The sequence below is a fragment of the Ruegeria sp. YTSA072 genome (assembly GCF_059610285.1).
Genome location: NZ_JBXWNI010000010.1, coordinates 41,041 through 65,656, shown reverse-complemented (window position 1 = coordinate 65,656; position 24,616 = coordinate 41,041). Strand labels below are relative to the sequence as shown.

The 24,616-nt window shown below is 58.4% G+C and carries 27 protein-coding genes and 1 tRNA gene; 14 read left to right on the top strand and 14 right to left on the bottom strand.

Annotation, left to right across the window (positions count from 1 at the left end; all coding sequences use genetic code 11):
* The first annotated feature begins 166 nt into the window (after positions 1–166).
* The 3 genes from AC2FIB_RS16365 to AC2FIB_RS16355 are packed head-to-tail and all read left to right on the top strand — an operon-like array spanning position 167 to position 2,486.
* Positions 167–397 (top strand): DUF3489 domain-containing protein, encoded by a 231-nt coding sequence (locus tag AC2FIB_RS16365; protein ID WP_496724548.1) that lies wholly within the window; start codon positions 167–169, stop codon positions 395–397.
* Positions 394–810 carry a DUF2924 domain-containing protein gene (locus tag AC2FIB_RS16360; protein ID WP_496842405.1) on the top strand — a complete coding sequence of 139 codons (417 nt, stop codon included), beginning with the start codon at positions 394–396 and terminating at the stop codon, positions 808–810. The genes AC2FIB_RS16365 and AC2FIB_RS16360 overlap by 4 nt, the downstream gene beginning before the upstream one ends.
* Positions 807–2,486 carry a recombinase family protein gene (locus AC2FIB_RS16355; RefSeq protein ID WP_496842404.1) on the top strand — a complete coding sequence of 560 codons (1,680 nt, stop codon included), beginning with the start codon at positions 807–809 and terminating at the stop codon, positions 2,484–2,486. The genes AC2FIB_RS16360 and AC2FIB_RS16355 overlap by 4 nt, the downstream gene beginning before the upstream one ends.
* Before the next feature lie 375 nt (positions 2,487–2,861).
* On the opposite strand, the gene AC2FIB_RS16350 is transcribed toward AC2FIB_RS16355, so the two are convergent.
* Positions 2,862–2,951 (bottom strand) — tRNA-Ser (locus AC2FIB_RS16350).
* Between the two features lie 202 nt (positions 2,952–3,153).
* Here AC2FIB_RS16350 and AC2FIB_RS16345 point away from each other — a divergent pair.
* The 8 genes from AC2FIB_RS16345 (at position 3,154) to AC2FIB_RS16310 (ending at position 10,761) form a co-directional block, all read left to right on the top strand.
* Entirely contained in the window at positions 3,154–4,464 is a 1,311-nt protein-coding gene (locus AC2FIB_RS16345; RefSeq protein WP_496842403.1) for an SPOR domain-containing protein, read from the top strand.
* A gap of 16 nt (positions 4,465–4,480) precedes the next feature.
* Positions 4,481–5,647 carry a D-alanyl-D-alanine carboxypeptidase family protein gene (locus AC2FIB_RS16340; RefSeq protein WP_496842402.1) on the top strand — a complete coding sequence of 389 codons (1,167 nt, stop codon included), beginning with the start codon at positions 4,481–4,483 and terminating at the stop codon, positions 5,645–5,647.
* A complete protein-coding gene (gene tmk / locus AC2FIB_RS16335) occupies positions 5,644–6,270 on the top strand; it encodes a dTMP kinase (RefSeq protein WP_496736449.1) in 627 nt (208 codons plus the stop codon). Before AC2FIB_RS16340 ends, tmk begins: the two co-directional genes overlap by 4 nt.
* A gap of 7 nt (positions 6,271–6,277) precedes the next feature.
* The gene (locus tag AC2FIB_RS16330; protein ID WP_496736447.1) at positions 6,278–7,399 is read left to right on the top strand and encodes a DNA polymerase III subunit delta'; all 1,122 of its coding nucleotides are present in this window, start codon (positions 6,278–6,280) and stop codon (positions 7,397–7,399) included.
* Positions 7,396–8,202: a TatD family hydrolase gene (locus tag AC2FIB_RS16325; RefSeq protein WP_496736445.1), complete on the top strand. Its 807-nt coding sequence runs from the start codon at positions 7,396–7,398 to the stop codon at positions 8,200–8,202. Before AC2FIB_RS16330 ends, AC2FIB_RS16325 begins: the two co-directional genes overlap by 4 nt.
* On the top strand, positions 8,199–8,996 hold the full coding sequence (locus tag AC2FIB_RS16320) for an MBL fold metallo-hydrolase (RefSeq protein WP_496736443.1): 798 nt from the start codon (positions 8,199–8,201) through the stop codon (positions 8,994–8,996). Before AC2FIB_RS16325 ends, AC2FIB_RS16320 begins: the two co-directional genes overlap by 4 nt.
* 63 nt (positions 8,997–9,059) lie before the next feature.
* Complete coding sequence (locus tag AC2FIB_RS16315) at positions 9,060–9,992, top strand: AEC family transporter (protein ID WP_496736442.1); 933 nt, start codon at positions 9,060–9,062, stop codon at positions 9,990–9,992.
* Positions 9,993–10,062: 70 nt separating this feature from the next.
* A complete protein-coding gene (locus tag AC2FIB_RS16310) occupies positions 10,063–10,761 on the top strand; it encodes a CbiX/SirB N-terminal domain-containing protein (protein WP_496736441.1) in 699 nt (232 codons plus the stop codon).
* 31 nt (positions 10,762–10,792) lie between these two features.
* Here AC2FIB_RS16310 and AC2FIB_RS16305 read toward each other — a convergent pair whose 3' ends face one another.
* From AC2FIB_RS16305 to AC2FIB_RS16285, 5 genes are all read right to left on the bottom strand, one after another.
* Positions 10,793–11,803 carry a diguanylate cyclase domain-containing protein gene (locus tag AC2FIB_RS16305; RefSeq protein ID WP_496842401.1) on the bottom strand — a complete coding sequence of 337 codons (1,011 nt, stop codon included), beginning with the start codon at positions 11,801–11,803 and terminating at the stop codon, positions 10,793–10,795.
* Positions 11,800–12,387 carry a heme NO-binding domain-containing protein gene (locus tag AC2FIB_RS16300; RefSeq protein WP_496736438.1) on the bottom strand — a complete coding sequence of 196 codons (588 nt, stop codon included), beginning with the start codon at positions 12,385–12,387 and terminating at the stop codon, positions 11,800–11,802. The genes AC2FIB_RS16305 and AC2FIB_RS16300 overlap by 4 nt, the downstream gene beginning before the upstream one ends.
* A gap of 120 nt (positions 12,388–12,507) precedes the next feature.
* Positions 12,508–14,067, bottom strand: a complete 1,560-nt coding sequence (locus AC2FIB_RS16295) for a trimethylamine methyltransferase family protein (RefSeq protein WP_282119200.1) — start codon at positions 14,065–14,067, stop codon at positions 12,508–12,510.
* Positions 14,068–14,187: 120 nt separating this feature from the next.
* Entirely contained in the window at positions 14,188–14,880 is a 693-nt protein-coding gene (locus AC2FIB_RS16290; RefSeq protein WP_496736436.1) for an HAD family hydrolase, read from the bottom strand.
* A gap of 25 nt (positions 14,881–14,905) precedes the next feature.
* Positions 14,906–15,187 (bottom strand): DUF3572 domain-containing protein, encoded by a 282-nt coding sequence (locus AC2FIB_RS16285; protein WP_058279646.1) that lies wholly within the window; start codon positions 15,185–15,187, stop codon positions 14,906–14,908.
* An 87-nt stretch (positions 15,188–15,274) separates the two neighbouring features.
* Between AC2FIB_RS16285 and AC2FIB_RS16280 the strand changes: the two genes are divergently transcribed.
* Positions 15,275–16,663 carry a diguanylate cyclase gene (locus AC2FIB_RS16280; RefSeq protein WP_496842400.1) on the top strand — a complete coding sequence of 463 codons (1,389 nt, stop codon included), beginning with the start codon at positions 15,275–15,277 and terminating at the stop codon, positions 16,661–16,663.
* Between the two features lie 5 nt (positions 16,664–16,668).
* Here AC2FIB_RS16280 and AC2FIB_RS16275 read toward each other — a convergent pair whose 3' ends face one another.
* From AC2FIB_RS16275 to AC2FIB_RS16260, 4 genes are read right to left on the bottom strand one after another with little or no spacing between them, the layout of a single operon-like run.
* The gene (locus tag AC2FIB_RS16275; protein WP_496736433.1) at positions 16,669–17,142 is read right to left on the bottom strand and encodes a periplasmic heavy metal sensor; all 474 of its coding nucleotides are present in this window, start codon (positions 17,140–17,142) and stop codon (positions 16,669–16,671) included.
* Positions 17,139–17,492 (bottom strand): hypothetical protein, encoded by a 354-nt coding sequence (locus tag AC2FIB_RS16270; RefSeq protein ID WP_109310457.1) that lies wholly within the window; start codon positions 17,490–17,492, stop codon positions 17,139–17,141. Before AC2FIB_RS16270 ends, AC2FIB_RS16275 begins: the two co-directional genes overlap by 4 nt.
* Complete coding sequence (locus AC2FIB_RS16265; protein WP_282119195.1) at positions 17,485–18,099, bottom strand: RNA polymerase sigma factor; 615 nt, start codon at positions 18,097–18,099, stop codon at positions 17,485–17,487. Before AC2FIB_RS16265 ends, AC2FIB_RS16270 begins: the two co-directional genes overlap by 8 nt.
* A 6-nt stretch (positions 18,100–18,105) precedes the next feature.
* Positions 18,106–18,573 (bottom strand): EF-hand domain-containing protein, encoded by a 468-nt coding sequence (locus AC2FIB_RS16260; protein WP_496842399.1) that lies wholly within the window; start codon positions 18,571–18,573, stop codon positions 18,106–18,108.
* 190 nt (positions 18,574–18,763) lie between these two features.
* Between AC2FIB_RS16260 and AC2FIB_RS16255 the strand changes: the two genes are divergently transcribed.
* On the top strand, positions 18,764–19,162 hold the full coding sequence (locus AC2FIB_RS16255) for a DUF983 domain-containing protein (protein WP_496736429.1): 399 nt from the start codon (positions 18,764–18,766) through the stop codon (positions 19,160–19,162).
* A gap of 25 nt (positions 19,163–19,187) precedes the next feature.
* The gene (locus AC2FIB_RS16250) at positions 19,188–19,889 is read left to right on the top strand and encodes an NUDIX hydrolase (protein ID WP_496842397.1); all 702 of its coding nucleotides are present in this window, start codon (positions 19,188–19,190) and stop codon (positions 19,887–19,889) included.
* A gap of 22 nt (positions 19,890–19,911) precedes the next feature.
* On the opposite strand, the gene AC2FIB_RS16245 is transcribed toward AC2FIB_RS16250, so the two are convergent.
* From AC2FIB_RS16245 to nuoN, 4 genes are read right to left on the bottom strand one after another with little or no spacing between them, the layout of a single operon-like run.
* Positions 19,912–21,579, bottom strand: coding sequence for a ribonuclease J (locus AC2FIB_RS16245; protein WP_496842396.1), 1,668 nt, complete (start codon positions 21,577–21,579; stop codon positions 19,912–19,914).
* Positions 21,576–22,355, bottom strand: a complete 780-nt coding sequence (locus AC2FIB_RS16240) for a type III pantothenate kinase (protein ID WP_496736426.1) — start codon at positions 22,353–22,355, stop codon at positions 21,576–21,578. The genes AC2FIB_RS16245 and AC2FIB_RS16240 overlap by 4 nt, the downstream gene beginning before the upstream one ends.
* Positions 22,356–22,366: 11 nt before the next feature.
* On the bottom strand, positions 22,367–23,116 hold the full coding sequence (locus tag AC2FIB_RS16235) for a biotin--[acetyl-CoA-carboxylase] ligase (protein ID WP_496736424.1): 750 nt from the start codon (positions 23,114–23,116) through the stop codon (positions 22,367–22,369).
* Between the two features lie 54 nt (positions 23,117–23,170).
* Positions 23,171–24,613: an NADH-quinone oxidoreductase subunit NuoN gene (gene nuoN / locus AC2FIB_RS16230; protein WP_058274407.1), complete on the bottom strand. Its 1,443-nt coding sequence runs from the start codon at positions 24,611–24,613 to the stop codon at positions 23,171–23,173.
* Between the last annotated feature and the right edge of the window lie 3 nt (positions 24,614–24,616).

Genomic DNA, 24,616 nt, shown 5'->3' with positions numbered 1-24,616 from the left:
GTACAACAGCAGCGCCCTGCAAAACACACCCCTTCTGAGGCTGCTCCAGAAAGGGCTGGACTGTTGCTATAAACCACGCACCAATGGTTCTACGCCCGAGCCAATCGGGCGCTCCTCGGTACCGGGGTTCGGCATCTCGCTGACCCAAGATCAGAGGAGACAATACATGTCCAAATCCAAACAAACCAAAATTGACAAGGTACAAGCCTTGTTGCGCCGCCCGAGTAGCGCCAGCCTTGAGGCGTTCTGCAAAACAACAGGGTGGCAATCTCATTCGGTCCGAGCGGCTCTAAGCAGTCTGCGGAAGAAAGGCGTCACAATTGAACGGCGGACATCCGACAAACCACATGGGCCTTCCACATATCACCTGACGGTGGGAACAGGAGAAGAGTCATGACCACGACTAGCGATGTCGCCGATCTCGCCGCCATGGGTCGATCGGATCTGGTCACGATTTGGCAACAACTGTTTGATCAACCCACCCCGGCCATGCTCAGCCAACCCTTCCTGCGCCGTTTTATCGCCTTTGAGATGCAGTCCCGCCGTCATGGCGGGCTAACCCGGCAGCTCAAAGCCACGCTGGACAAGGGCGCTGAGAAGAAGCCCCGGCCTGCCTGTCCTACCCTAAAACCCGGCGGGCGCTTGCTGCGCGAGTGGAATGGCGTGACCCATATGGTCGATGTGACAGGGAACGGCTTCACTTGGAACGGTCGGTCCTATCGCTCGCTCTCCGCCATCGCCCGAGAGATTACCGGCGCGCATTGGTCAGGGCCGCGTTTCTTTGGGCTCAGCAGCAAGGGGGCCAAATGAGCCCGCGCCGCAAAATCCGATGCGCCATATACACGCGCAAGTCCTCAGAAGATGGTCTAGATCAGGACTTTAATTCCCTGGACGCGCAATATGAGGCCTGCGCAGCCTATATCGCCAGCCAGCGACATGAAGGCTGGACCTTATTGCCAGTCCGCTACGATGACGGTGGCCTGTCGGGCGGCACCCTAGAGCGCCCTGCCCTTCAGCGTCTTCTTGAAGAGATCGATGCCGGGCGTATCGACATGGTTGTGGTTTACAAGATCGACCGGCTGACCCGATCGCTCGCCGATTTCTCCAAGCTGGTCGAACGGTTGGAGAAGGCGAACTGTTCTTTTGTCTCGGTTACACAGGCCTTCAACACCTCATCGTCCATGGGCCGGCTGACCCTCAATGTGCTGTTGTCCTTCGCTCAGTTTGAGCGGGAAGTCACCGCCGAACGTATTCGCGACAAAATAGCGGCGTCGAAGAAAAAGGGGCTCTGGATGGGTGGCAACCTGCCCCTGGGCTATGATCGCCACCCCGATCCGAAGGCAAGAACGCTGGTGGTGAATGAGGAGGAGGCCAGAACGGTCCGGCATCTCTTTCGGGTTTATGGCGAACTGGGTTGCCTGCGCCAAGTAGAAGAACGGGCAACGGCAGCAGACCTGCGGTCAAAACGCGTTGTTCGGACGGATGGAAGCGTGAAGGGGAATTGCCCACTTTCACGCGGCCAAATCTATTACCTACTGCGCAACCCGGTCTATCTCGGAAAAATCCGCCACAAGGATAAGATCTGGAACGGACAACACCCGGCGATCATCGACCAGGGCGTTTGGGACCGGGTGCAGGAGAAAATGCGCCAAGCGTCGCGGCGATCCCGTGCAGACCCTACACCCAATGAGCGCCAACACTCCACTGACCCCGGGGCTTGGCTCACCGGTCTGCTGCAGGACGAAACTGGTGATCGGTTGACGCCAACCCACACCACGCGCACAGGCCGACGGTTGCGCTACTACATCTCCAATCGGCTGATCTCGGGCGGCAAGGATACCTCCGGCTGGCGACTGCCCGGCCCGGCGCTGGAACACGCAGTCATTGATGTCATCGCCAGACATCTGCAAGACGCCGCCGCCGCGCATCAGGTACTGGCGCAGCCGGAGGCCGGGTCAGCGGAGGCGGTACAGACTTCAGTTGCGGATTTAGTAACCCGGCTTCAACGCCAAGCCGGTCAGGTCGGCGCTGCTCTTCTGACCAAAGGCAAAATTGCACGAGGACACATTGATCTCGAGTTAAACCCCAAAACTCTGGCAAGCGCAATTTGCATTGCTGCCGACCATCTGCACCCAGATCTCACCCACATCACAGCATCCTTCGATCTGCGCCGCCGCGGCGTCGAGACCAAGGTCATCGCTGGAGACATGGCACCCCAACCTGATCCCCACCTCCGGTCCATGCTGATCCGAGCCCATGGCTGGGCGCGCGATCTGAAAGCCGGAGTTCAACTGATGGAGATTGCACGCCGCGAACGCGTCCCCGGCGCCTTCATCCGCACCCGTGCTCAGCTCGCGTTTCTTTCACCGAAGATTCAAGCCGCGATTCTCGACGGCACACAGCCGCCCGAACTCACACTCAAGCGCCTGGTCAGCGTGGCTCACCCACTTGACTGGGCCGAGCAAGAGCGCCTGTTCGGCTTCTAACACCTCCAGATCCGGCGTCCCTGATACGGGGTTCGATCTCCCTGATCCGTCGGCACAATTCTCTGTTCCCGCAAGAAAATTCCCTGTTTAACGTTTTAGGGAATTTGCAGCATAAGCCTCTGTAAAATATGCAGTTCTGACCCGAGAAATGACGGAACTCAGAGCCTTTTCGCGAAATTTCCCTGTAAATTGCCGGGTATCAGGGAAATTCGCCCCAAAGCGACCCCGCCAAAATGCACCATTGAGACCAGGGCCGGAATTGCGCCCTGAGTGTACGGTCTGCTCTGTCTCTGATTGAAAGCACATGCGCCAACGCACGGGAATTGCGGCACAATTCCGGGTCAGAAAACACAGCTGAAGTGAACTAGGTATGAGTGGCGGGGAGACAGGGATTCGAACCCTGGGAACGCTCTCACGTTCAACGGTTTTCAAGACCGCCGCATTCGACCACTCTGCCACCTCCCCGCGTGGGGCCGGGTCTAAGGCCATAGCGAACCGGTGGCAAGACCAAATAGGGAATTCTTGCCGAAGCGCCCGCTGCGGTCTTTCCATGACACTTTGGCCGCGTTATGATCTGCAGGAAAGACCGAAGCAGGCTGGCAATACAGAACCAGTAATCGGCGGCGGGTCTCGGGAAACGAGGCCCAATCAGGCAAGGGATGACAAGATGAAGCGAGCGACAGAGACACGCGCACATCCGCGAGCGTTAGCGGCTTTGGCCGTTGTGTCCGTGGTTTTGGCTGGTTGCGATGAGGTGCTTTCCCCCGAAAATGTCTCGGCAGATACCCAAAGTTCCGAATCCGCACCAGACGGACGGACCGACCTTTTCCCCACTCCAAGCGGAAGCCCGAAAGATGATGTCGAAGCGCCCGAGGTGTTTCAGCTGTCTGAGCCCGGGCTTTGGGACGGCCGCCCGTCTTTGGGCGGAATATGGGTTGCCCACCCGGATGTGACACAGCCTGAACGTGTGCGCGTCAAAAACCCCAAGAACAATAGAACGATCACCGCCGCGTTGTTCCGTCGCGAAAGAAACCTGCCGGGTCCTGAACTGCAGCTTTCCTCTGCTGCGGCCGAAAAACTGGGCATTCTGGCTGGCGCGCCTACAAAGGTTGATGTCGTCGCCCTGCGTCGCAAAGCGCCCGAGCCAAAACCTGAGCCGGTTGAAGAAAAGCCCGCAGCCGAAGAGACCCCTGTCGAAGAAACGCAAACCGCAGCAGCGGATGAGCCCAAGACCGACATCGCCGAAAGTGAGGCCGCAGAAGCTGAACAGCCAGCCAAGCTCAAGTGGTGGCAACGCAAAAAACCTGCTGTAGCCGCAGATGCCGCGACCGACACGGCAACCGACACAGCGTCGGAAACAGCCGCCGAGGCGGTCGAAACCGTCACAGAGACTGAAGAACCGGCCAAGCCCAAATGGTGGCAGCGCAAGAAACCTGCCACGGCGGCCGTGGCCGCTGATGCCGCGACCGATACGGCGACCGACACCGCAACTGAGGTGGTCGAAACGACGGCAGAAGCAACATCATCGGCTTCACTGGTGGACCCAGAGGTTACCCCCCTGACTGAACAACCGGCCAAACGAAAATGGTGGCAAAAGAAAAAGCCCGATGAAATCATCGAAACGCCGCTGGACCCGATCGCGGGCGCGGCTGCGGCGATTGACGCGGCAGATCCCACACCGGCCGGAACCCCCTCTGCCGCAACAGCGGACGCATCTGCAGCTACGGTGGCTTCGGTATCGTCCTTGTCAAAACCGTTCGTCCAGGTTGGCACTTTCGGGGTTGAAACCAACGCCAATAGTGCTGCCAACAAGATCCGCCGCAACGGAATGCCTGCCGAGGTGCGAGAACTAACCTCGGACGGCAAAACGGTCTGGAGGGTCCTGGTCGGCCCAGCCACGTCGCGCTCGGAACGCAATGCCATGCAGCGCGATGTCAAAGACCTGGGCTTTAACGACGCGTTCACCGTCAAAAATTGAAACCTAGGAGGCCCCCATGCTGTCCTCACTGCGATCATCTGTTTTGACCCTCGGGCTGGCGCTGTTTGCCCTGCCCGCCCACGCTTTCGACACAACCGCCCGCGCGGCCTATGTGATCGATCAGACGACCGGAACGGTTCTGCTGTCGAAAGAAGCAGACCAGCCGCTGCCGCCTGCGTCGATGTCCAAACTGATGACGCTCTACGTCGCGTTTGAGGCGTTGCGCGATGGCCGCCTGACCCTGGGTGAAACCTTGCCCGTGTCGGAACACGCCATGAGCTATGGTGGCTCGACCATGTTCCTGAACACGCAGGATCGTGTCAGCGTCGAGGATCTGCTGCGTGGCATCATCGTATTGTCTGGTAACGACGCATGCGTGGTGATTGCCGAGGCGCTAAGCCCCGATGGGACCGAGGCCGGGTTTGCCCGCTACATGACACAGCGCGCCAAGCAGATGGGCATGGACAACTCGAACTTCGCCAACGCGAACGGATGGCCGGCGGCGGGCCACATGATGTCGGTCCATGACCTTGCCGTATTAGCCAACCGGCTGATCAGCGACTTCCCCGAATACTACCCTCTGTTCGCAGAAGAAGAGTTTGAGTTTGATGGCCGTGCGCCTTCTAACAAACGTAACCGCAATCCGCTGCTGAAACTGGGGATCGGAGCCGACGGCCTGAAAACCGGACATACGCAAGAGGCAGGCTACGGCCTTGTCGGCTCGGCCAAGCAAGGCGACCGTCGGGTTGTCTTTGTCCTGACCGGCCTCGATAGCACCGCCCGTCGCGCAGAGGAGGCTGAGGCCGTGGTTAACTGGTCGTTTCGCAATTTTGTCGAGAGGACCATTGCCGACGCCGAAACGCCGATAGCCGAAGCCCAGATTTGGATGGGCGCCGAAAAAACTGTTGGGCTGGTGCCCGAAGGGGATCTGACCTTGTTGTTCCCAGTTCTCAATGACAAGGACGTCAAAGCTGAGGTCGTCTACGAAGGTCCGATCAACGCGCCTGTGGAAAAGGGGCAGAAACTGGCTGAGCTGGTGATCACACCCGAAGGATTGCCCGAAATCCGTCGCCCACTGTTCGCGGCCAAAGACGTGCCTGTAGGCGGCTTTGTCGTGCGCATGAAAACCGTTGGCGGTATTGTTCTGGAAGACGTGATCGGCAATCCGCTGGAGGCGATGTGACGAAGGCAGGGTTGTTTCTGACCTTCGAAGGTATTGACGGGTCTGGAAAGTCATCACAAGCACGAATGCTTGCCGAACATTTGCGTGGCCTCGGTTACGATGTCGTTCTGACCCGCGAGCCCGGAGGATCTGCAGGCGCTGAAGAGATCCGAAGCATTGTTCTGGAAGGTGACCCGGATCGCTGGTCTGCAGAGACGGAAATCCTGCTGTTTACGGCGGCCCGCCGGGATCATTTGGAACGCACGATCAGGCCAGCGCTGGCCGAGGGCAAAGTCGTGATCTGCGACCGCTTCGCCGACAGCACCCGCATGTATCAGGGCCTGTCGCGCGGCGATCTGCGGGGATTGGTCGATCAATTGCACGACCTGATGATCGGGCGCGAACCCGACATGACCGTTTTGATCGACATGGACCCCGAAACCGGGCTGTCCCGCGCCAAGGGGCGTCAGGGAACAGAAGAACGGTTCGAAGATTTCGGGCTGGATCTGCAACAACAGATGCGTGCAGGGTTTCTGGCCCTTGCGGATGAGTATTCCGACCGTTTCCGCGTGGTTGATGGTAACCGGGACATGGACAGTGTTGCACAGGATGTGACAGATATCGTTCTGCAAGCTTTGCGATAGACGGTAGATGAGCGACGACACCCCAACCCCGGATCAGGCACCCGGTGCCCCACACCCGCGCGAGACACTGCGCCTGTTTGGTCAGGACGCGGCGGAACAGGCTTTTCTGAGTGCCTATACCTCTGAGCGTCTGCACCACGGCTGGTTGATTACTGGTCCACGTGGGGTCGGCAAGGCGACGCTGGCCTGGCGGATCGCGCGATTTCTACTGGCAACACCTCCGACTGAGGATGACGGGCTATTTGGTGCACCGCCACCGCCCGATAGCCTTGAGATCGATCCTGAACACCCCGTCGCGCACCGTATTCAGGCTGGGGCCGAGCCCGGCTTGGCCGCAATTACCCGATCTCTGAACGATCAGGGGCGGTTGCGTAATGAGATTGTGGTTGATGATATCCGCAAGCTTGGCAAGTTCTTCGGCCTTTCCTCGACTGACGGTGGCCGTCGCGTTGTGATTGTGGATGCCGCGGATGAGATGAATGTCAGCGCGGCCAACGCACTGTTGAAAATGCTCGAGGAGCCCCCGGCCCGGACTACCTTGCTACTGATCTCGCACCAGCCGTCGCGCCTGCTGCCGACAATCCGGTCACGGTGCCGGACACTGCGCCTGTCTCCGCTGGGATTTGAGGATATGGAAGCCGCGCTTATTCAGACCGGCACAGAAATGCCGGGACAGGCGGATCATTTGGCTGCACTGGCTGCCGGATCCGTGGGTGATGCGGTGCGCCTGATCAATATGGGCGGGCTTGAGATTTACGCCGAGCTGATCGCCATTCTGGGCACCCTGCCCCGAATGGACCGTCAGCGCGCGTTGGCCTTGGCTGAGGCTGCTGCCCAACGCGGCGCGGCCGAGCGGTTTGAACTGTTACTGACGTTGATCGACGTCGCCCTGTCCCGGCTTGCGCTGACCGGTGCAACCGGCGCGGCCCCGATGCCCGAGGCCGCTCCGAACGAGGCAGAAACCCTTGCCCGCCTGTCTGCCTCACCGCAGCAGGCCCGCAAATGGGCCGAGGTCGCCGCGGTGATCACTGCACGTGCGCGTCATGGGCAGGCGGTGAACCTTGACCCTGCCGCTCTGGTCCTAGATACGGTGTTCAAGATACAGGAAACCGCCGGTCAGAGCAGATGAGCAATACGCCCGAAATCACCGACAGCCATTGCCATCTGGACTTCCCCGATTTCGAAGGTCAGCTGGATCAGATCGTGGCCAATGCTGCCGAGGCTGGCGTGACCCGCATGGTAACAATTTGCACCCGCTTGCGGAACGAACCAACCGTCCGCGCCATCGCCGAGACCCACGCGCCGGTCTTCTACGCTGCCGGCACCCACCCGATGAGTGCCGCTGATGAGCCGATAGCATCGGTCGATGAACTCGTCGCCTTGTCCCGGCACCCCAAATTTGTAGGTATCGGCGAAACCGGGCTGGATTATCACTATACCGCCGACAGCGCAGCGGCGCAGAAGCAATCCTTGCGGGTGCATATTGAGGCCGCCCAACGCACTGGCCTGCCTTTGATCATTCACGCCCGTGCCGCCGATGACGACATGGCACGCATTCTGGCCGAGGAACACCGCAACGCGCCCTATTCCTGCGTGATGCACTGCTTTTCATCTTCTGCCGAACTGGCCAAAGCCGCCCTTGAGTTGGGATTCTATTTGTCGATGTCCGGCATCGCGGCCTTCCCCAAAAGCCAGGAGCTGCGCGATATCTTTGCCAGGGCCCCGGTTGACCGCATCCTTGTTGAAACCGACGCGCCATACCTGGCCCCTCCCCCGTATCGCGGCAAGCGGAACGAGCCCGCCTATACCGCACACACAGCGCTCAAAGGGGCCGCGGTGTTTGGGATGGACTACATCGATTTTGCTGCCCAAACGCAGGCAAATTTTGACCGGTTGTTCACCAAAGCAGCGACCTACAAGGCGGCTGCATGACCGAATTGCGATGCACCATCCTTGGCTGCGGATCATCCGGCGGCGTCCCCCGGCTGGGCGGGCATTGGGGCGATTGCGACCCCAAGAACCCCAAAAACATCCGTCGCCGCTGTTCAATGCTGGTGGAACGGGACGGCCCGGACGGTACAACCTCGGTGCTGATCGACACCTCCCCCGACATGCGCAGCCAGTTGCTCGATAGCGGAACCGGACGTCTGGATGGTGTTATCTACACCCATTCGCACGCCGATCACGTCCACGGCATCGATGACCTGCGTATGATTGTGTTCAATATGCGCGAGCGCGTGCCCGTGTGGGCCGATGGCGACACGCAGAACGCCTTGCTGGGACGGTTCGGCTACGCCTTTGTCCAGCCCGAAGGTTCACCCTACCCGCCAATCCTTGACCTGAAGTCCATCGACGGCCCGTTCGAGGTGGACGGCCCCGGCGGCCCGATCCCGTTCCAGCCATTCAAGGTCAACCACGGCTCGATCGACTCGCTTGGTTTCCGGATGGGCAACCTGGCGTACCTGCCGGATGTGGCGGAAATCTACGACGACGCCTGGTCGATGATGGAAGGGTTGGATTGCCTGGTGATCGACGCGCTTCGTCGGAAACCTCACCCGACCCATGCGCATCTGGAAAGGACGCTAGGCTGGATCGAACAACTGAACCCCAAGCGCGCGGTCCTGACCAACATGCATATCGATCTGGATTATGCCACCGTTGATGCGGAAACCGCCGACAACATCACCCCAGCCTATGACGGAATGGTGATCCATCAGGCGCTTTAAGATCCCACGCAACCGACCTGGGACGCAGCAATTTTGCGTCGGCCCAGCCTGCAAAGCGGTGCCATGCTTCAAAGTCTGATCGACGTCATTCTGCCGGTTTTCCTTGTGATCGGAGCAGGTTATGCCTCGACCCGGTTGGGGTATTTCAAGGAAATCCACATCGATGGGTTGATGAAGTTCACCCAGGGCTTTGCAATCCCATGCCTTCTGTTCCTTGCAATCTCGCATCTGGATCTGAGTGCCAGTTTTGATCCCCGGCTTCTGGTCAGCTTCTACTCAGCAGCTGGCCTGTGTTTCACTGCTGGTCTGTTCGGTGCACGGTTGATCTTTGGCCGTGATTGGGAAGATTGCGTCGCCATCGGGTTTTGCTGTCTGTTCTCGAACTCTGTCCTTTTGGGACTGCCAATTACCGAACGCGCCTTTGGCCCCGAAAACCTGACCGGCAACTATGCGATCATCGCCTTCCATTCACCCTTTTGCTACGGCGTTGGCATCACGGTGATGGAGGTTATTCGAAATCGCGGCCAAGGTGGCCCCCGCATGGTCAAATCCATCTTGTCGGCCATGTTCCGCAACGCACTGATCCTAGGCATCGCGCTGGGTTTTGCCGTGAACCTGTCAGGCATTGGCATACCTGCGGTCGTGGACGAAGCGCTGGGCCTTGTGACTCGCGCCGCCCTGCCCGGGGCGCTGTTCGCGCTTGGCGGAGTGCTTGTGAAGTACAAGCCCGAAGGTGACCTGCGCGCCATCGCCTTTGTCTGCGCGATTTCACTAATGCTGCATCCCAGTCTTGTCTGGTTATTCGGTTCAACAGTTGGTCTGCCGCAAGACCTGTTCCGCTCGGGCGTGCTGACGGCAGCGATGGCTCCCGGTTTTAATGCTTACATCTTTGCCAATATGTACGGACGGGCAAAACGGGTCGCGGCCTCGTCCGTTCTGGTCGGAACCGGCGTCTCGATCCTGACAGTCTGGCTTTGGCTGACATTATTGGGATAGCGTGACGTCCCACGGATTGACTTTGCACCAGCCGGACACACCTAACTGAAAAGCCACAGGATACTCCTAAATGCCGCACGCCCTGATCGTCGCCCACGGCCAACCCTCGGACCCGGCCCCTGCCGAAGCGGCGCTAGCTTCCTATGCGGCAGAGGTCGATGCGTATTGCGATGGCGTCAGCGTTCATTCAGCTACGCTTGCTGCGCCTGGAATGCTGGAGGCTCGTTTGGATGAACTGCCCGACGACACTGTCATCTATCCCCTTTTTATGGCCAAGGGGTGGTTCGTGACACGTGCGCTGCCCAAGCGTCTGGGTGATAGAAACATCCAAATTCTGGACCCGTTGGGCGTTGACCCAGAACTCCCCGCTTTGGCTGCGGGCGCATTGCTGGATGCGCTATCGGGCAAGGGGTGGGACGCGGACAAAACGGATCTGGTTCTGGCGGCACATGGATCGGGCCGTAGCCGCAATCCATCAGCTGTCGCCATTGAGTTTTCCAGGGAACTGGCCCGGTGCATGACCTTCCAATCCATCCGCGTCGGGTTTGTGGAAGAGGCCCCGTCCATTGCCGAAGCCGCGACCGGGGCTGGCGATCACTCTCTGTGCCTACCCTTCTTTGCCTGCACCGGCGGGCATGTTTTGGAGGACGTGCCACAGGAGCTAGAGCGAGCGCGGTTCAAAGGCCACGTGATGCCGGTTGTCGGAGAGCTTCCCCCGATCAAGCGCCATATTGCGGAAATTCTGACACGGGCTATTGCGCTGGATTAACTTAAATACCCGCCCCGCGCGGATTCATAAGTCATTGAGAACTGGCCGGCTTCAGCCCAGTGGTCGCAAGTGCCGAGTACAGACAATGCCGCGAACGCCCCTGCCGCTTTGCCTCGTACAGCGCCTGATCCGCTGCATTCAGCAGCTCTGCCGCATCCGGCGTGCCGAATTGCGTGGACAAGGCCGTTCCGATGCTAGCTGAAATCTTACACTGGGCACCCTGAAACATCATGGGTTGGCAAAGCCTGCTGATCAGGCGCCCCGCTATGTCAGACAGGACACTTTCGTCGACCAGACCTTTAAAAATGATAACAAACTCATCACCACCGATCCGGGCGACCGTGTCCTCAGTTCGTGTTTCTTCCTCCATAATGCATGCGGCCTGTTGCAACACAAAGTCCCCCGCCGCATGGCCAAGGCGGTCGTTGACACTTTTGAAGAAATCCAAGTCCAGATGCATAAGCGCAAAAGCGCAATTGGCCGAGATCAGGTGGCCGAGAACCACATCCATCGCACGGCGGTTTTTCAACCCCGTCAACATGTCTGTCACAGCCTGTTCTTCAGCGGCCAGCATAGCTCCCTGCAGTCGCAGGTTCAGTGAGCGCGATGCCTCCATCGCGGCCGTTTTCGCCTCAACCAGGTACAGCAGTTCGATCGCCAGATCTGTGCCAGAGAAATCCGCGCTGGTCAGGGCATAGTCACGAACTGCGTCCAGGATAGAAATCCCGAAGGACAGGTTAATGATTGCCCCGTTCCCTTTTGGCAAAGGCACGATCAGCCCCGTCAGCGCGGTCCGGGGTTCGTCGTGAAACTTCAGATGCACCTTGCCACCGGTCAGAGACAGCAGCGCGGAAATCGTTGTCACTTCTCGTGGTCTTACCAGTTCAAAAACGTCCAGAAAACCGCGACCCCGCATCGGATGGACCGGGCGAAGCTTTTGCAGCGTTGGTCCTGCGTTTACGATCATGCCTTTGTCGTCCACCATCACGAACATGGGGCACAACGTGTCCAAAAGAGCCGAGAGTTCAGAGGTTTGCATCATGATTTGCGTGCCCCCAGATCGAAATGACGCCCTTCGGCGAACGCGCTTTCGATCAGAACGATCGTGATGACCTCAGCGTCGCCGGACTGCCCTTCATGCGACAGCATGGCCAATGCTCCATAATCGTCTGCAATTGCCCGTAATACGCCGACCATCACGCTGGAATAGCCTGGCAGGCCGGGGTAGCAGTACAAGTGATATTCTGCCGGTGACACCTCACACAACTCCAGCATTGGCAGACGCAGATCGGATACTGCAAGGCGGGCACGATCCGATAAGTCATCCAGCGAGTGCAGGAATTCGACATATGTCACACCGCCGAACCGAAGCAGTCGGCGCAAATCTTCCATATTGGGGTGCGACACCAGATAGGTCCCAAGATCCTCCAGTATCTCGGCCCGTGGACGATTCAGGTCAGCACATAACACGTCCAAAACCTGCGCGGTCATGGCATCGTCATAAAGCAGCATTGCCTCAAACTCGGCAAAACCCAGGCCCGCAGCCTCGGTCACCCGCAGCCAGCAGGGTTGTCCATAAGTCGCGCAAACAAATGATTGTATTGCCCGATTGATCAGACCATGCATGAGATGCCCCAAATTGGTTACGCCCCAATCTGGACAGATAATCCTTAACAAATAGCCAAAAAACACGTTGTATTGACGGCAATCCGACAGAGTCTCAATCTGGAAGTCACTGTTGTTACATTAGAAATCCGTCGGCGCGCCACCCTCGGCCTTTCGGCGGGCAACAAAGTCCTCCAACTCCTCGCGAATCCCGTCATCTATCGGCGGGGGCTCAAAGCTGGTTACGATTTCCTTGAACATGTGGTGGGCGCGCTCAGCGGTCCAGATACCGCCAGCCACGTCCCAACCTTCATAGTTTTTCCAATCGCTCAGGAAGGGTTGGTAGAATGCGGTCGTGTAGCGGTCCTGGGTGTGTTGAATACCAAAGAAATGGCCATCGTTCCCGACAGACTTGATAGCATCCAGCGCGATTTCGTCTGGGCCTGTCGCTGTAATTTCTGGTTGCATATACCTTTGGATTTGCTGCAGAATTTCACAATCCATGATGAATTTTTCGGGGCTCGCAATCAGCCCGCCCTCAAGCCATCCCGCCGCGTGATACACCATGTTGGTACCCGACTGTACAGCAGCCCAAAGTGAGTTCGACGTCTCCCAAACAGCTTGCCCATCGGGTACGTTCGCCGCACACACGCCCGAAGACCGCATCGGCAAACCATAGTATCTTGCCATTTGGCCGGTCATCTGGGTTGAGCGCATATATTCGGGCGTTCCAAACGCAGGCGCGCCCGATTTCATATCAACGTTGGAGGTGAACGTCCCGATAACACAGGGAATTCCCGGCCGGACATATTGGAACAGCGCAATTGCGCACAGCGCTTCGGCCAAGGATTGCGCGACGGCACCGGCCATCGTAACGGGCGCCATCGCACCGGCCAATGTGAACGGCGTCACGACAATTGCTTGCCCGCGCCGCGCAAGACGCAGGCAGCCGTCAATCATCGGATGGTCGTGTTTCAATGGTGAGGTCGAGTTGATGTTGGTATACATCCGCGGGGTCGCTTCGAACTCTTCATGGCTGTGACCCCCAGCGATCCGCACCATTTCCATCACGTCCTCAACGCGTTCCTTACCCAGCGAATAGGCATGCATCGCCTTGTCGGTCAGCGTTAGCTTGTCATAGAGCACGTCCAGATGTCGGACGCTGGCGTGGATATCGACCGGTTCGACCGGATAGCCCCCCGCAAAGTGGATGCAGTTGAAGTACTGTGTCAGCTTCAGCAAATTCCGGCACATCTCGCGATTTCCGGCCACCTTGGTACCAATCTCAAGATCCCAGTAGTTCGGAGGAGAAGACACGTTCCCGAACAGCAGGGTTTTGCCACCAACTTCAATCGTCTTGTCAGGATTTCGCGGCGTGATCGTGAACTTTGATGGCGCTTTGGCCACCATTTCCATCACAAAGTCACGACCCATACGAACGTTGTCGCCATTGATCGTACAGCCTGCCTCTTTCAGGATGCCGAGGGCTTCTTCGTTGTAGAACTCGATCCCGATCTCTTCGAGGATGCGCATGGCCCCCTCGTGGATCGCTTCGATGCCAGCTTGGTCCAGCGGTTCGGTGGGTTTGTCGGTATTGATCGGCGGGTTCCACGGCATTTGGTCGATCACCGCGCTGCCCCTGCGCGCTGCAGCACCTGCCCGTCCCCCTCCGCGCCGTTTGCGAGTCTGTGTGTCAGCCATTGGATCCCTCCGGAACTTGCTTTCTTCAAGCAAGCCCTGAAGTCGGCCCAGTGGCCGCTCTGTCTGCGACAAGGTTTGTCGGTTTTATTACTTGGACAGTCGAATTCAGCCGAAGCTGGATCAGTTTTCTGCCAGCCAGGCGGGAATGTGACCGATGTCCGGCAGCACGACATCTGCCATCGGCGCGAGCGCTTCGGCCGGCGCCAACCCCGTCAGCACACCGATTGTGGTCATTCCGGCAGCTCGCCCGGCCTGCAGGTCATGCAGGCTGTCCCCCACCATCGCCACGCGCGACGGGTCGACGCCAACATGGGTCGCAAAAGCAATCAATTGCCCGGGTCCGGGTTTGAACCCATGGCCGCTGTCGTAGCCAGCAACAAAATCGAAGTGGTCGCGAATCCCGACTGAGGCGAGATGTTGCAACGCAGGCATTTCCCCGTCATTCGTGGCTACACCCAGTTTTAGGCCCGCCTGCCGCAAAGCATCGAGGAAGGGAACCAGTGGAACAGCCGGAGCCTGTGTCGCCGTAGCCGATTCCGTGTTCAGAATGTCGATCAGCTCATCGTTGGGCATATCCGGGAAATAGGGTGCAAGGGCTACAGCGATCTCTTCAACGGTCCCCGCAATCACGATGCTGTCGTCAGCATATTCTTCCGAAACCGGATCAAACCCTATGGCCTGGCCCAGTTCGGCAGCCCGCTTTTGGTCGCCATCTGACAGCTTTTCCAACACGCTGCGCCCGAAACCACCCCATGTGTCCGCAAAGTCAAACAGTGTTCCGTCCTTGTCGAACAAGATCGCATCGATGGGCATTACATGCTCCTGTCAGTGAATTGAATCAGGTCCAGTGAACGTCGCCACCGGACAAAACAGCCCGCGCCTGACCCGGCAGATCATAGGGCACGGAATTGGCGTCACAAAAGGCGATCACCCACGAATCGTCAAGCATCAAGAATTCAAGAACCGAACTCAGAAACTCCGACTCTGATGCGCGAACCCGCAGATCCTCGGTGGATGCACCCGTCGAGCCCAAAAAGATCGGCAGCAATTCGTCATTCCCGACCAGCCAGCCAAGGACGTTCAGGGCAAGCGTTTCGGCGGATTGGGCGGTGATCGGCATAAAGAGGCCTCGGGTATGCACTTGAAAAGGGTTTGTTAACCAGACTCATAAACACTTTGGCAACGCATGCAATCAACGGTGATAGATATGTCCGTGCAGGGAACCATTCTTGTCCTCGACGGGACTTCGACCAATCGCATTATGCTAAAAGTTCAGCTGACGGCGGCGTGGTATGACGTGGTTCAGGCCGAAAAGCTGCAGGGGCTGGCCGGGCTGCTAAGTCGTACGCGCCCCGATCTGGTGCTGGTGGCACAAACGCTGCCTGATGGCTCGGCTGCGGACGTCAAAAGACTGGTGATGGCCAATGCGGAACTGGCCGATGTACCGGTCGTTGCAATCGCACCGCAGAACGACAAGGCGGCAAGGTTGCAGGCATTGTCGGATGGGTTGGACGACGTGTTGGCAGCCCCGTTCAAGGACACCCTGCTCCTGGCGCGAGTTCGCAGCCTGCTGCGTGCGCGCGCAGATACGCAGGAGCTTCAGCTGGGCGGCGGATCACATCCAGTCGGATTTGCAGAACCCTCGACTGTGCTGATTACGCCGTCGAAATCGGCCCATGTTGCCATACTGACCCAAAGCGCCCGGATCGGGACATTGTGGAAATCCGCGTTGTCCGAGAGATCGCATCACAGCCTAAGCACACATGCAGCTTCGAACATGCGTGCTTTGCTGTCGGGACCAGTGCCAGACGCGATCCTAATCGAAATAGATACGACGGCTGCGGGCCTGAATACGTTGGCGGACCTGAAGTCACGGGGGGCAACTCGGCATACCGTATTGATCGCCGTCCTGGCCGATGAAAATGCGACAATGGCGAGCGAGGCGCTGGATCGTGGCGCTGACGCCGTGTGTATGGGGGGGTTCTACCTCGAAGAGGTTAAACTACATCTGGATAACCAGATCGCGCGAAAGGCCCGAATGGACCAAATGCGCGCCTCATTAAAGCGCGGGCTGGCCGAGTCATGGGTCGACCCGCTGACCGGGTTGCACAACCGTCGCTATGCTATGCAAGCTATGGATCAGATGGCACGACAACCATCGCATACCGGTCACGGTTTTGTTGTCATGCTGGCAGACTTGGATCATTTCAAAACCATCAACGACCGTTTTGGCCATGTCAGCGGCGACCAGGTTTTGACCGAGGCCGCAAAGCGCATGAAGCGCACGGTTGGCGCGGCGGGTTTTGTCGCGCGCATCGGGGGAGAGGAGTTTATGATAGGTCTGCCTGACAGCTCTCAGGCTGGGGCGATGGATTTGGCTAAAACCCTGCGCGACTGTATCAGCAAGACACCTTTTTCTCTGCCCGATACCTCGGCCCCTGTGCCAGTCACCATTAGCATCGGCCTGACGGCACCGATCCCGCCCCTGCCCCCTGGTGACCCGGTGGAGCGGTTGCTGAAATCCGCCGATACTGCGCTTTATGCAGCCAAGAAGGCTGGTCGCAATCAAGTAAGGATCAGGCAGAGCGCTGCCTGAAGCCCTCAGTCCTTTTTCTTGTGGCCACGCGGGCCTCGTTTAACAACCTCCTCCAGCCGGTCGGCATAGACCAGACGCTCTTCATCGCTCATGGCTTCAACCCGGGCCAACCACTCTTGCTGCAGGGCATCCTGCAGGTCCGCCATGGACTGCGCTTGTTGGTCCAGCAGGGCCTGAACCGCTACTGCGTCAAAGGGGTTTGCCCGCAAAGCAGTGCTGAGTTGGGCAAAATCCTGGGATCGGTTGTGTGCACCCTTTTTGTGTCGATCGAACAGCTCGCCCCGCATGGCTTTACGCTCTTCCTTTGGCAGCGCACGATACAGCGCCGAACCAAAACCTGGCGGAGATTTTGCATGATCCCCACCTTTGACCCGCAGCGCGGTCCCCAGGGCAACGCCGACGATCAACAGGTTCAAGGCCAGCGAGATGACCAGCAGAATCGACATCCAGCGGTTTTTGGGTTTGGGACTATCGCTCATTCGGCGTCCTCCAGAAAACTCGTATCCAGACTTAGGTCAGCGACCACGAAACTAACATCCTGCGCGTAAATGTAATTGGCAGGATCAGGCAGAAATGCCGGTGCTGAAAAGCCGATCCAGACACCCGCCATACTGGCAGCAACCAAACCGCCCATTCCCTGCCAGCCGCCAAACCCGGCCAGAAGGCGCGCCCAAAGAGAGTTTGTCTTTGGCTCATCTGGCTTCAGGCGACCCAGCCGAACAGATTCCGCGTCGGTGAGAATGCGCACAGCCAGATCATCCGGCAACTCATGCCGATCCTGCCGGGCTTGGGCGAACAACAGATCCAGATTGTCTTTGTCGTCAGTCATCGTCGTACCCCAGTTCATCTCGTCGCCCGGCCAGAATTGCCGCTAACGACCGTTTTCCTCGTGCCGTAAGGCTTTCCACCGCTTCCACCGAAATGCCCATGATCCCAGCGATTTCGGGGTTGGGCAATTCCTCAATATGCCGCAAAACAACAGCTTGCCGCTGACGTTCGGGCAGTTGTGATAGTGCCATTTGCAGTGCATCCTTTCGGGCTGCGTCCTGTAGACGGTCGGCTGCACTGGCCTTTTCATCTGCTGGCTCTGGCACATCCGCCAGCCGGTCCGGCGTCTTTTTGCGGCGCAGATCAACACACAGATTTAGCGTCACGCGATAAAGCCACGTCGATACTTTGGCCTGACCGGGTACCCAGTCGGGTGCCATCTGCCACAGGCGCATCATCGCATCTTGTGTCACATCTTCAGCCTCGGCGCGGTTGCCCAGAAACCGAAGGGCCACTGATAAGCTGCGCGGCGCAAGCCGATCGGTGAGAACGCGCGCCGCCGCGGCATCGCCATCGGCAAACTGCCTGAGCAACACATCGTCGCCCAACTCGTCCGCGGCGTAATCCACGCCGCGAACGTATTGTGGAGCAGAGGTCAGGTCCTCCATCCCGCATCAGCTGTCGTCAGTGTCCGCTTTCCCATGTTTCTTGTGGCGCTTCCCCATTCTATCTTTTGCATCGGCAAATTCCTCTTCCGAGATAGCGCCGTCCTCGTTCGCGTCGATCCGGTCAAACATCTTGTCAGCACGGCGCGGCTTGGGCAACTCGTCCTCGCTCAGAAAACCGTCCTTGTTGGCATCGTTGCGTTCAAACATTTTAGTAACACGGTCGTTGGCCTTCTTTTGACCTGCTGCCTGCATCTCTTCGACGCTCAGCTGGCCGTCGCCATCGGTGTCGGCATTGGTGAAACGCTGATTCCGATGAGCCTGCATTTCTTCCTTGGTCACCTGCCCGTCATCGTTCGCATCGAGCTGTTGAAAGGTCACAGGTTCGCGATCTTTACCGCCTGCGGCGAAAACAGATGTGCCTGTGATTGCCAGTGCTGACACAATGATTGCCGGAATGAATTTGGCGCTTTTCATAACGTTTTTCCCTTGTTTTCGCGGCGCCATTGCCGCTGCTTACATAGGTTCAAACGGGACAGGCATCCCATTCCGTCGCAGGAAGTGAAACTTTTTTGGAAACGTCTTGGCGATGCAAAGCGACGCACCCCCTTTCCCGAAGCCACAAACAAGCGTTATATCCTCATCATTGGAACGCGCGAGTATCAACATGACAGATCAGACGATCGAAACCCACGATGTAGAAGAACGCCCGACAAAGCCGGCACTCGTCAAAGGGTTCCGTTGCCGTTGCCCAAATTGCGGCGAAGGCAGACTGCTGCACAGCTACCTCAAGGTTAACAACGAATGTTCGAATTGCGGACAAGAGCTGTTTCACCATCGCGCCGATGACGGGCCGGCTTATCTGACGATTCTTCTGGTAGGTCACCTGCTGGCACCGGCGCTGCACTTGTCTTATGTCCACTGGCGCCCTGAGCCCCTGACGATGTTCCTGGTTTTAGCATTTGGCTGTACTGCCCTGTCACTATTCCTGCTGCCACGATTGAAAGGGGCAGTTGTCGCCTATCAATGGGCTCGTCGCATGCACGGCTTTGGCCAGTCCGCGTGATCTTGGACCGCAAGTTGAGCAACGGATGACGGTGGACAAAACAGCCATACGCGATGCGGCGACAGTCATTGTCTTGCGGGATCGTCTGACCAATCCATCCATCCTGATGGGGCAACGCGGCGCAAAAGCCGCGTTCATGCCCAACAAGTTTGTCTTCCCAGGCGGCGCTGTCGATGCGTCTGATGCGGATGTTGCACTGTCAACTGATCTGCCCGCTGTGTGCTGTGATCGCCTTGCGGAACGATCACAAGCCGGGCTGCAGAATGCCTTGGCGGCGGCTGCGATCCGAGAGCTTTGGGAAGAAACCGGACTGATTTTGGGCCAACCAGGTGATTGGGCGGGCCCGCGGACCGAAGATTGGGCGACGTTTGCGCAGATGGGATACCGTCCATCGGCACAAGCGCTTCAGTTCGTCTTTCGTGCCGTCACCCCCCCTGGGCGACCCCGCCGGTTCGATGCACGCTTTTTCCTGGCAGACGCCACTGCAATCCAGGGCGATCTGGATGATTTCAGCCACGCCTCGGACGAACTGTCACATCTGCAATGGGTGGCGCTGGACCGGGCACGCGAATTCGACCTGCCGTTCATTACAGAAGTGGTGCTGGCCGAAATCGCTGCTCGGGTGACAGACCCAACGCCCCCTGAAACTGTTCCGTTCTTTCTGAACAGTGAGGAGGAAAGCCTTTTCCTCAAGCTTCGCGGTTATCCCATGCCAGAAGCAGACTGAGGGCCAGTGGCCCTCAGACACGTTATTTCATGCGGCTGATTACCGTGGTGACTTCGGGCTTTTTACCAATCTCGGTCTTTGCTGTTTGGCGAACGATCCGGCGTATTGCCTCTTCCAGTTTGTCATCGTCGCGCAGGGTTTTGGCGTCGGCCCGCATCAGGAACTGATTCAGGTCTTCTTCCAGAACTTCAACCAATGCGGCACGGGACGATCCAATCTCGGACAGACCCATCGTATCGCACCACGGCTCGCCCAGTGGTTCGTCCTCTTCGTCCAGAATGACCGTGACAGTGACGTGCCCGTTCAGCGCCATGCGAATCCGGTCACGCACCACCCCATCCAGAGCGCCAACCTTGACCGTGCCGTCCAGATAGGTCCGACCGGTTTCGACATAGTCGACAACTCGCGGCGCATTCCCTGTCAAATCCAGCATGGTTCCGTTTACGGCCAGAATACCAGTACGCCCACCAGCTTCGGCCAGTTTGGCATGTTCGCGCAGGTGGCGATGTTCACCGTGCATCGGAATGATCATCTGCGGATCGATCAGCCCATGTACTTTCTCAAGATCCGGACGGTTGGCGTGACCAGACACATGGTACAGGCCCGCACTGTCATCGACCACATCCACACCCTTTTCGCTGAGCTGGTTCATGATGAAAATCACACCGCGCTCGTTGCCGGGGATGGTTTTGGACGAGAAGAGAAACAGATCGCCCTCTTTCAGTTCCAACCCGCGGTATTTGCCCCGCGCAAGCTGCGCGCTGGCCGCGCGGCGTTCTCCCTGGCTGCCGGTGACGATCAGCATCAGGTTCTGGCGCGGCATGTCCACAGCCTCTTCGGCGCTGACGACGCGTGGAAAGCTGGTCAGAATGCCCGTTTCGGTCGCGGCTTCAATCATCCGGCGCATCGCGCGACCCAGCAGAACGACCGAGCGCCCCGCCCGTTCACCCGCCTCGGCCAATGTTTTCACACGCGCGACGTTCGACGCAAATGTGGTGGCGACAACCATGCCGCTGGCTTCCTCAACCAGCTTGGTGATCTCGGGACCGACCTCGGATTCTGAGCGGCCCGCATGGGGGGAAAACACGTTCGTGCTGTCACACACCAGCGCTTTGACGCCAGACTTGGCAACCTCGGCCCAGAGATTGGGGTCAAAAGGCTCACCCACGATCGGGTTTTCATCCAGCTTGAAGTCGCCGGTATGTACGATCCGCCCCTCTGGCGTGTCGATCACCAGGGCAGCGCTTTCGGGGATCGAATGCGAGACCGGCAGGAAACCCACCTTAAACGGACCAACGGAAATCTGTTCGGGCCAGGCCGATGCAGTATGCACGGCATCCTCGGGGTGTCCGTGCTCTTCCATCTTCCGGCGCGCGATGTTAGCGGTGAAGGCCCGTGCGTAAACAGGCGCACCCAGCGCCTCATAGCAATGGGCCACAGCGCCCACGTGGTCCTCGTGTGCGTGGGTAACGAACACGGCTTCCAGCCGGTCGGCACGTTCGCGCAGCCAAGAAATGTCGGCATGGATCAGGTCAACGCCTGGGGTGGTGTCCATGTCGGGAAATGTCACGCCCAGATCCACAAGGATCAGCCGTTCCTGACCGGGTTTGCCATAGCCGTAGACATAGGCGTTCATGCCAATTTCGCCGGCACCGCCCAGCGGTAGGTAGATCAATCTTTCGCTGCTCATGTCGAGCCATTGTCCTTGTTATAGCGATGTATCACGGTAAGCCCGTGCATCGTCAGATCATCTTCGATTGCGTCAAACCCCACGTCCGCCTGATCGAACAGCGGCGCGAGCCCACCGGTTCCAACGACTTTCATCGGCATTCCATATTCCGCCTTGATCCGGGAAATCAGCCCCTCGATCAATCCGGAATAGCCCCAATACACGCCGGATTGGATACAGCCAACCGTATTCGTGCCAATCACATTTTCAGGGCGGGTGATATCAATATGCGGCAGGGCAGCCGCGCCCTGATGCAACGCCTCGAGGCTAAGGTTCACGCCCGGCGCAATGATCCCACCGACATAGGCCCCATCCGCCGCAACCACATCAAAGTTCGTCGCCGTGCCAAAATCCACGACAACCACATTGCCGCCATGCCGGTCAAACGCAGCGACCGCGTTGGCCAGACGATCCGGGCCGGGCACTGTACCCTCGTCAACACGCGGATTCATCGGCAACAAGCAGTCGGGCTTGCCAACGACAAGCGGCCGACACCCAAAGAACCGATCAGCAAAGACCCGCAGGTTGAACACAACGCGCGGCACGGTAGAGGCGATGATCACATCAGTAATTTCAGCCTCGATCCCATAGTGTTTTACCAGCGTCGAATACCACGTGAAGTAAGCATCGGCCGTGCGCGCGTGGTGGGTCGATGTGCGCAGGGTGCACAGAAACTTTTCACCGTCCCAGATCGAGAACACAGTGTTCGTATTGCCGCAATCAATTGCCAGAAGCATCTGAGCCTCCTTCAGAAAAACACATCCGCCGCCGGAATACTGACGCGGCCTTTGGCGGTGTTTAGGACAAGGTTGCCCCCTGCGTCCACCGTTTCAAAGGTTCCAACCGTTTCCGACGCTGCGGTACGGGCGGTGATGACCTCACCCAACTTGGCAGCCCGGGCCAACCACGCGGTCCGGATCGGTTCGAACCCGTAAGTCACGAATTGGTTCTCGTATCTGGCATAGGCGACAGCCAGTTCGGTCAGGAAATCCTCGGGCGTTACGTTGGCTCCAGCTTCGGACAATAGGGAAACCGGTCGGACGGCGCTGGGTTCTACTTGATCTGCTCCGGGTGCCTCTGACAGGTTCACGCCGATGCCGATGGACAAGTGCGAGACGCCGCGCCCCTGCCCAGTACTTTCCAACAGGATACCCGCCAGTTTGCCGCCGTTCAGCAATACATCGTTGGGCCATTTGAGCGACAAGCCCGTCGCCCGTCCGGTCACTGCAACGCAGGCGTCAAACAGCGCCAGCGCAGCCACAAAGCTACGCAGTGCGGCCTGTTTCGGATTTCCCTGTGGCCGCATCAAAAGGGTCGCGGCAAGATTTCCCTTGGGATTTGCCCATGCCCGACCCCGTCGCCCACGCGCCGCCGTTTGGTGATGCGCCATGATCCACACCGGACCGGTCGTGGTCGGGGCCATGCGGGTGGCCTCGTTCAATGTGCTGTCGACCTCTTGCAGCACGTGCAGGCCGTATCCCTGTGGCCAGTCTGTCATGTCAAAAAGGCCCGGTCCGTTGACCGAGCCCCCAAGTCTGTTGTGTTACGCAGATCAGTTGACAAGAGTAGCCGCCGCAGCTGCCGCCGCGCCTTCAATACCGAACTGATAGAACACGCCCACCAGCATCAACGCGGCAGAGCCCATCAAAGCAACCCACAGAACTGGCGAAGAATGCGTTTCGATCGGGTCCTCGTTTTCGGCCCCGAAATACATGTAGAACACGATCCGCAGATAGTAAAAGGCACCAATAACAGACGCGATGGCTGAGGCGATCACAAGTCCGGTCAGGCCCGCGCTTACGCCGGCCTGCCAGACACCGAATTTGGCGAAAAAGCCCAGCATTGGTGGGACGCCCGCCAGGCTGAACATCAGGATCAGCACCGCCAGCGCCTTGCCCGGTTCGCGTTTGGAATATTGGCGTAGGGCGTCGATGTCCGTGACCGGTTTGCCGTCTCTCTCCATCATCAGGATGAAAGCGAAAGTGCCGATATTCATCGTCACATAGATGGCCAGATACATCAGCATAGCCTTGATGCCCAACTCGGTCCCCGCAGCCAGTCCGATCAGCGCATAGCCCATATGGGCAATCGACGAAAACGCCATCAGCCGCTTGATATCACGCTGGCCAATCGCTGCGACCGCACCCAACAGCATCGACAGGACCGAGAGCAAGACGATCACCTGCTGCCAGTCCTTGATCACACCACCAAAAGCGTCGTGCATTACGCGTGCGAACAGGGCCATGGCCGCCACTTTCGGCGCTGTGGCAAAGAAAGCAGTGATAGGCGTGGGCGAGCCTTCATACACATCCGGTGTCCACATGTGGAACGGCACAGCGGACACTTTGAACGCTAGACCCGAGATCAGGAACACCAGACCAAACAGAAGGCCAACCGAAATCTCACCATCCTGAACCGTTTGAATAATGCCCGAGAACAGCGTGGTGCCTGTGAACCCATAAACCAGCGAGGCACCGTACAGCAGCAGGCCCGAGCTGAGCGCACCAAGCACGAAATACTTCAAACCGGCCTCGGTCGATTTGGCACTATCCCGGCGCAGCGCGGCCACGACATACAGCGACAGTGACTGCAGCTCTAGCCCCATGTACAGCGACATCAGATCGCCAGCACTGACCATCATCATCATGCCGACGGCGGCCAGCGCAACCAACAGAGGGAATTCGAACCGCAGCAGATCCCGACGCGCCATATATTCCTGGCTCATCACCAGAATGGCCGCCGCGGACAGCAGGATCGCCACCTTCGAGAACCTTGCGAACCCGTCATCGACAAACATGCCATTGAACGCGACATTGGTACCATCGCCGTTGGTCGCGATCCAAATCGCCAGCAGCGCCATCAACCCAGCGGTCGTCCAGACCAGCAAAGGTGCCAGCCCGTCTTTCGTCGTGTAGACAGCCGCCAACAGCGCCGCCATCGCATATACGGCCAGAACAATCTCTGGCAGGATTATCGTCAGATCAGCCTGGATCATGTC

What these genes read in the sequence shown, in the direction of transcription:
- AC2FIB_RS16365 (WP_496724548.1), top strand. Translation starts at nt 167, where the DNA reads ATGTCCAAATCCAAACAAACCAAAATTGACAAGGTACAAGCCTTGTTG.
- AC2FIB_RS16360 (WP_496842405.1), top strand. Translation starts at nt 394, where the DNA reads ATGACCACGACTAGCGATGTCGCCGATCTCGCCGCCATGGGTCGATCG.
- AC2FIB_RS16355 (WP_496842404.1), top strand. Translation starts at nt 807, where the DNA reads ATGAGCCCGCGCCGCAAAATCCGATGCGCCATATACACGCGCAAGTCC.
- AC2FIB_RS16345 (WP_496842403.1), top strand. Translation starts at nt 3,154, where the DNA reads ATGAAGCGAGCGACAGAGACACGCGCACATCCGCGAGCGTTAGCGGCT.
- AC2FIB_RS16340 (WP_496842402.1), top strand. Translation starts at nt 4,481, where the DNA reads ATGCTGTCCTCACTGCGATCATCTGTTTTGACCCTCGGGCTGGCGCTG.
- AC2FIB_RS16330 (WP_496736447.1), top strand. Translation starts at nt 6,278, where the DNA reads ATGAGCGACGACACCCCAACCCCGGATCAGGCACCCGGTGCCCCACAC.
- AC2FIB_RS16325 (WP_496736445.1), top strand. Translation starts at nt 7,396, where the DNA reads ATGAGCAATACGCCCGAAATCACCGACAGCCATTGCCATCTGGACTTC.
- AC2FIB_RS16320 (WP_496736443.1), top strand. Translation starts at nt 8,199, where the DNA reads ATGACCGAATTGCGATGCACCATCCTTGGCTGCGGATCATCCGGCGGC.
- AC2FIB_RS16315 (WP_496736442.1), top strand. Translation starts at nt 9,060, where the DNA reads ATGCTTCAAAGTCTGATCGACGTCATTCTGCCGGTTTTCCTTGTGATC.
- AC2FIB_RS16310 (WP_496736441.1), top strand. Translation starts at nt 10,063, where the DNA reads ATGCCGCACGCCCTGATCGTCGCCCACGGCCAACCCTCGGACCCGGCC.
- AC2FIB_RS16305 (WP_496842401.1), bottom strand. Translation starts at nt 11,803, where the DNA reads ATGATGCAAACCTCTGAACTCTCGGCTCTTTTGGACACGTTGTGCCCC.
- AC2FIB_RS16300 (WP_496736438.1), bottom strand. Translation starts at nt 12,387, where the DNA reads ATGCATGGTCTGATCAATCGGGCAATACAATCATTTGTTTGCGCGACT.
- AC2FIB_RS16295 (WP_282119200.1), bottom strand. Translation starts at nt 14,067, where the DNA reads ATGGCTGACACACAGACTCGCAAACGGCGCGGAGGGGGACGGGCAGGT.
- AC2FIB_RS16290 (WP_496736436.1), bottom strand. Translation starts at nt 14,880, where the DNA reads ATGCCCATCGATGCGATCTTGTTCGACAAGGACGGAACACTGTTTGAC.
- AC2FIB_RS16285 (WP_058279646.1), bottom strand. Translation starts at nt 15,187, where the DNA reads ATGCCGATCACCGCCCAATCCGCCGAAACGCTTGCCCTGAACGTCCTT.
- AC2FIB_RS16280 (WP_496842400.1), top strand. Translation starts at nt 15,275, where the DNA reads ATGTCCGTGCAGGGAACCATTCTTGTCCTCGACGGGACTTCGACCAAT.
- AC2FIB_RS16275 (WP_496736433.1), bottom strand. Translation starts at nt 17,142, where the DNA reads ATGAGCGATAGTCCCAAACCCAAAAACCGCTGGATGTCGATTCTGCTG.
- AC2FIB_RS16270 (WP_109310457.1), bottom strand. Translation starts at nt 17,492, where the DNA reads ATGACTGACGACAAAGACAATCTGGATCTGTTGTTCGCCCAAGCCCGG.
- AC2FIB_RS16265 (WP_282119195.1), bottom strand. Translation starts at nt 18,099, where the DNA reads ATGGAGGACCTGACCTCTGCTCCACAATACGTTCGCGGCGTGGATTAC.
- AC2FIB_RS16260 (WP_496842399.1), bottom strand. Translation starts at nt 18,573, where the DNA reads ATGAAAAGCGCCAAATTCATTCCGGCAATCATTGTGTCAGCACTGGCA.
- AC2FIB_RS16255 (WP_496736429.1), top strand. Translation starts at nt 18,764, where the DNA reads ATGACAGATCAGACGATCGAAACCCACGATGTAGAAGAACGCCCGACA.
- AC2FIB_RS16250 (WP_496842397.1), top strand. Translation starts at nt 19,188, where the DNA reads ATGACGGTGGACAAAACAGCCATACGCGATGCGGCGACAGTCATTGTC.
- AC2FIB_RS16245 (WP_496842396.1), bottom strand. Translation starts at nt 21,579, where the DNA reads ATGAGCAGCGAAAGATTGATCTACCTACCGCTGGGCGGTGCCGGCGAA.
- AC2FIB_RS16240 (WP_496736426.1), bottom strand. Translation starts at nt 22,355, where the DNA reads ATGCTTCTGGCAATTGATTGCGGCAATACGAACACTGTGTTCTCGATC.
- AC2FIB_RS16235 (WP_496736424.1), bottom strand. Translation starts at nt 23,116, where the DNA reads ATGACAGACTGGCCACAGGGATACGGCCTGCACGTGCTGCAAGAGGTC.
- nuoN (WP_058274407.1), bottom strand. Translation starts at nt 24,613, where the DNA reads ATGATCCAGGCTGATCTGACGATAATCCTGCCAGAGATTGTTCTGGCC.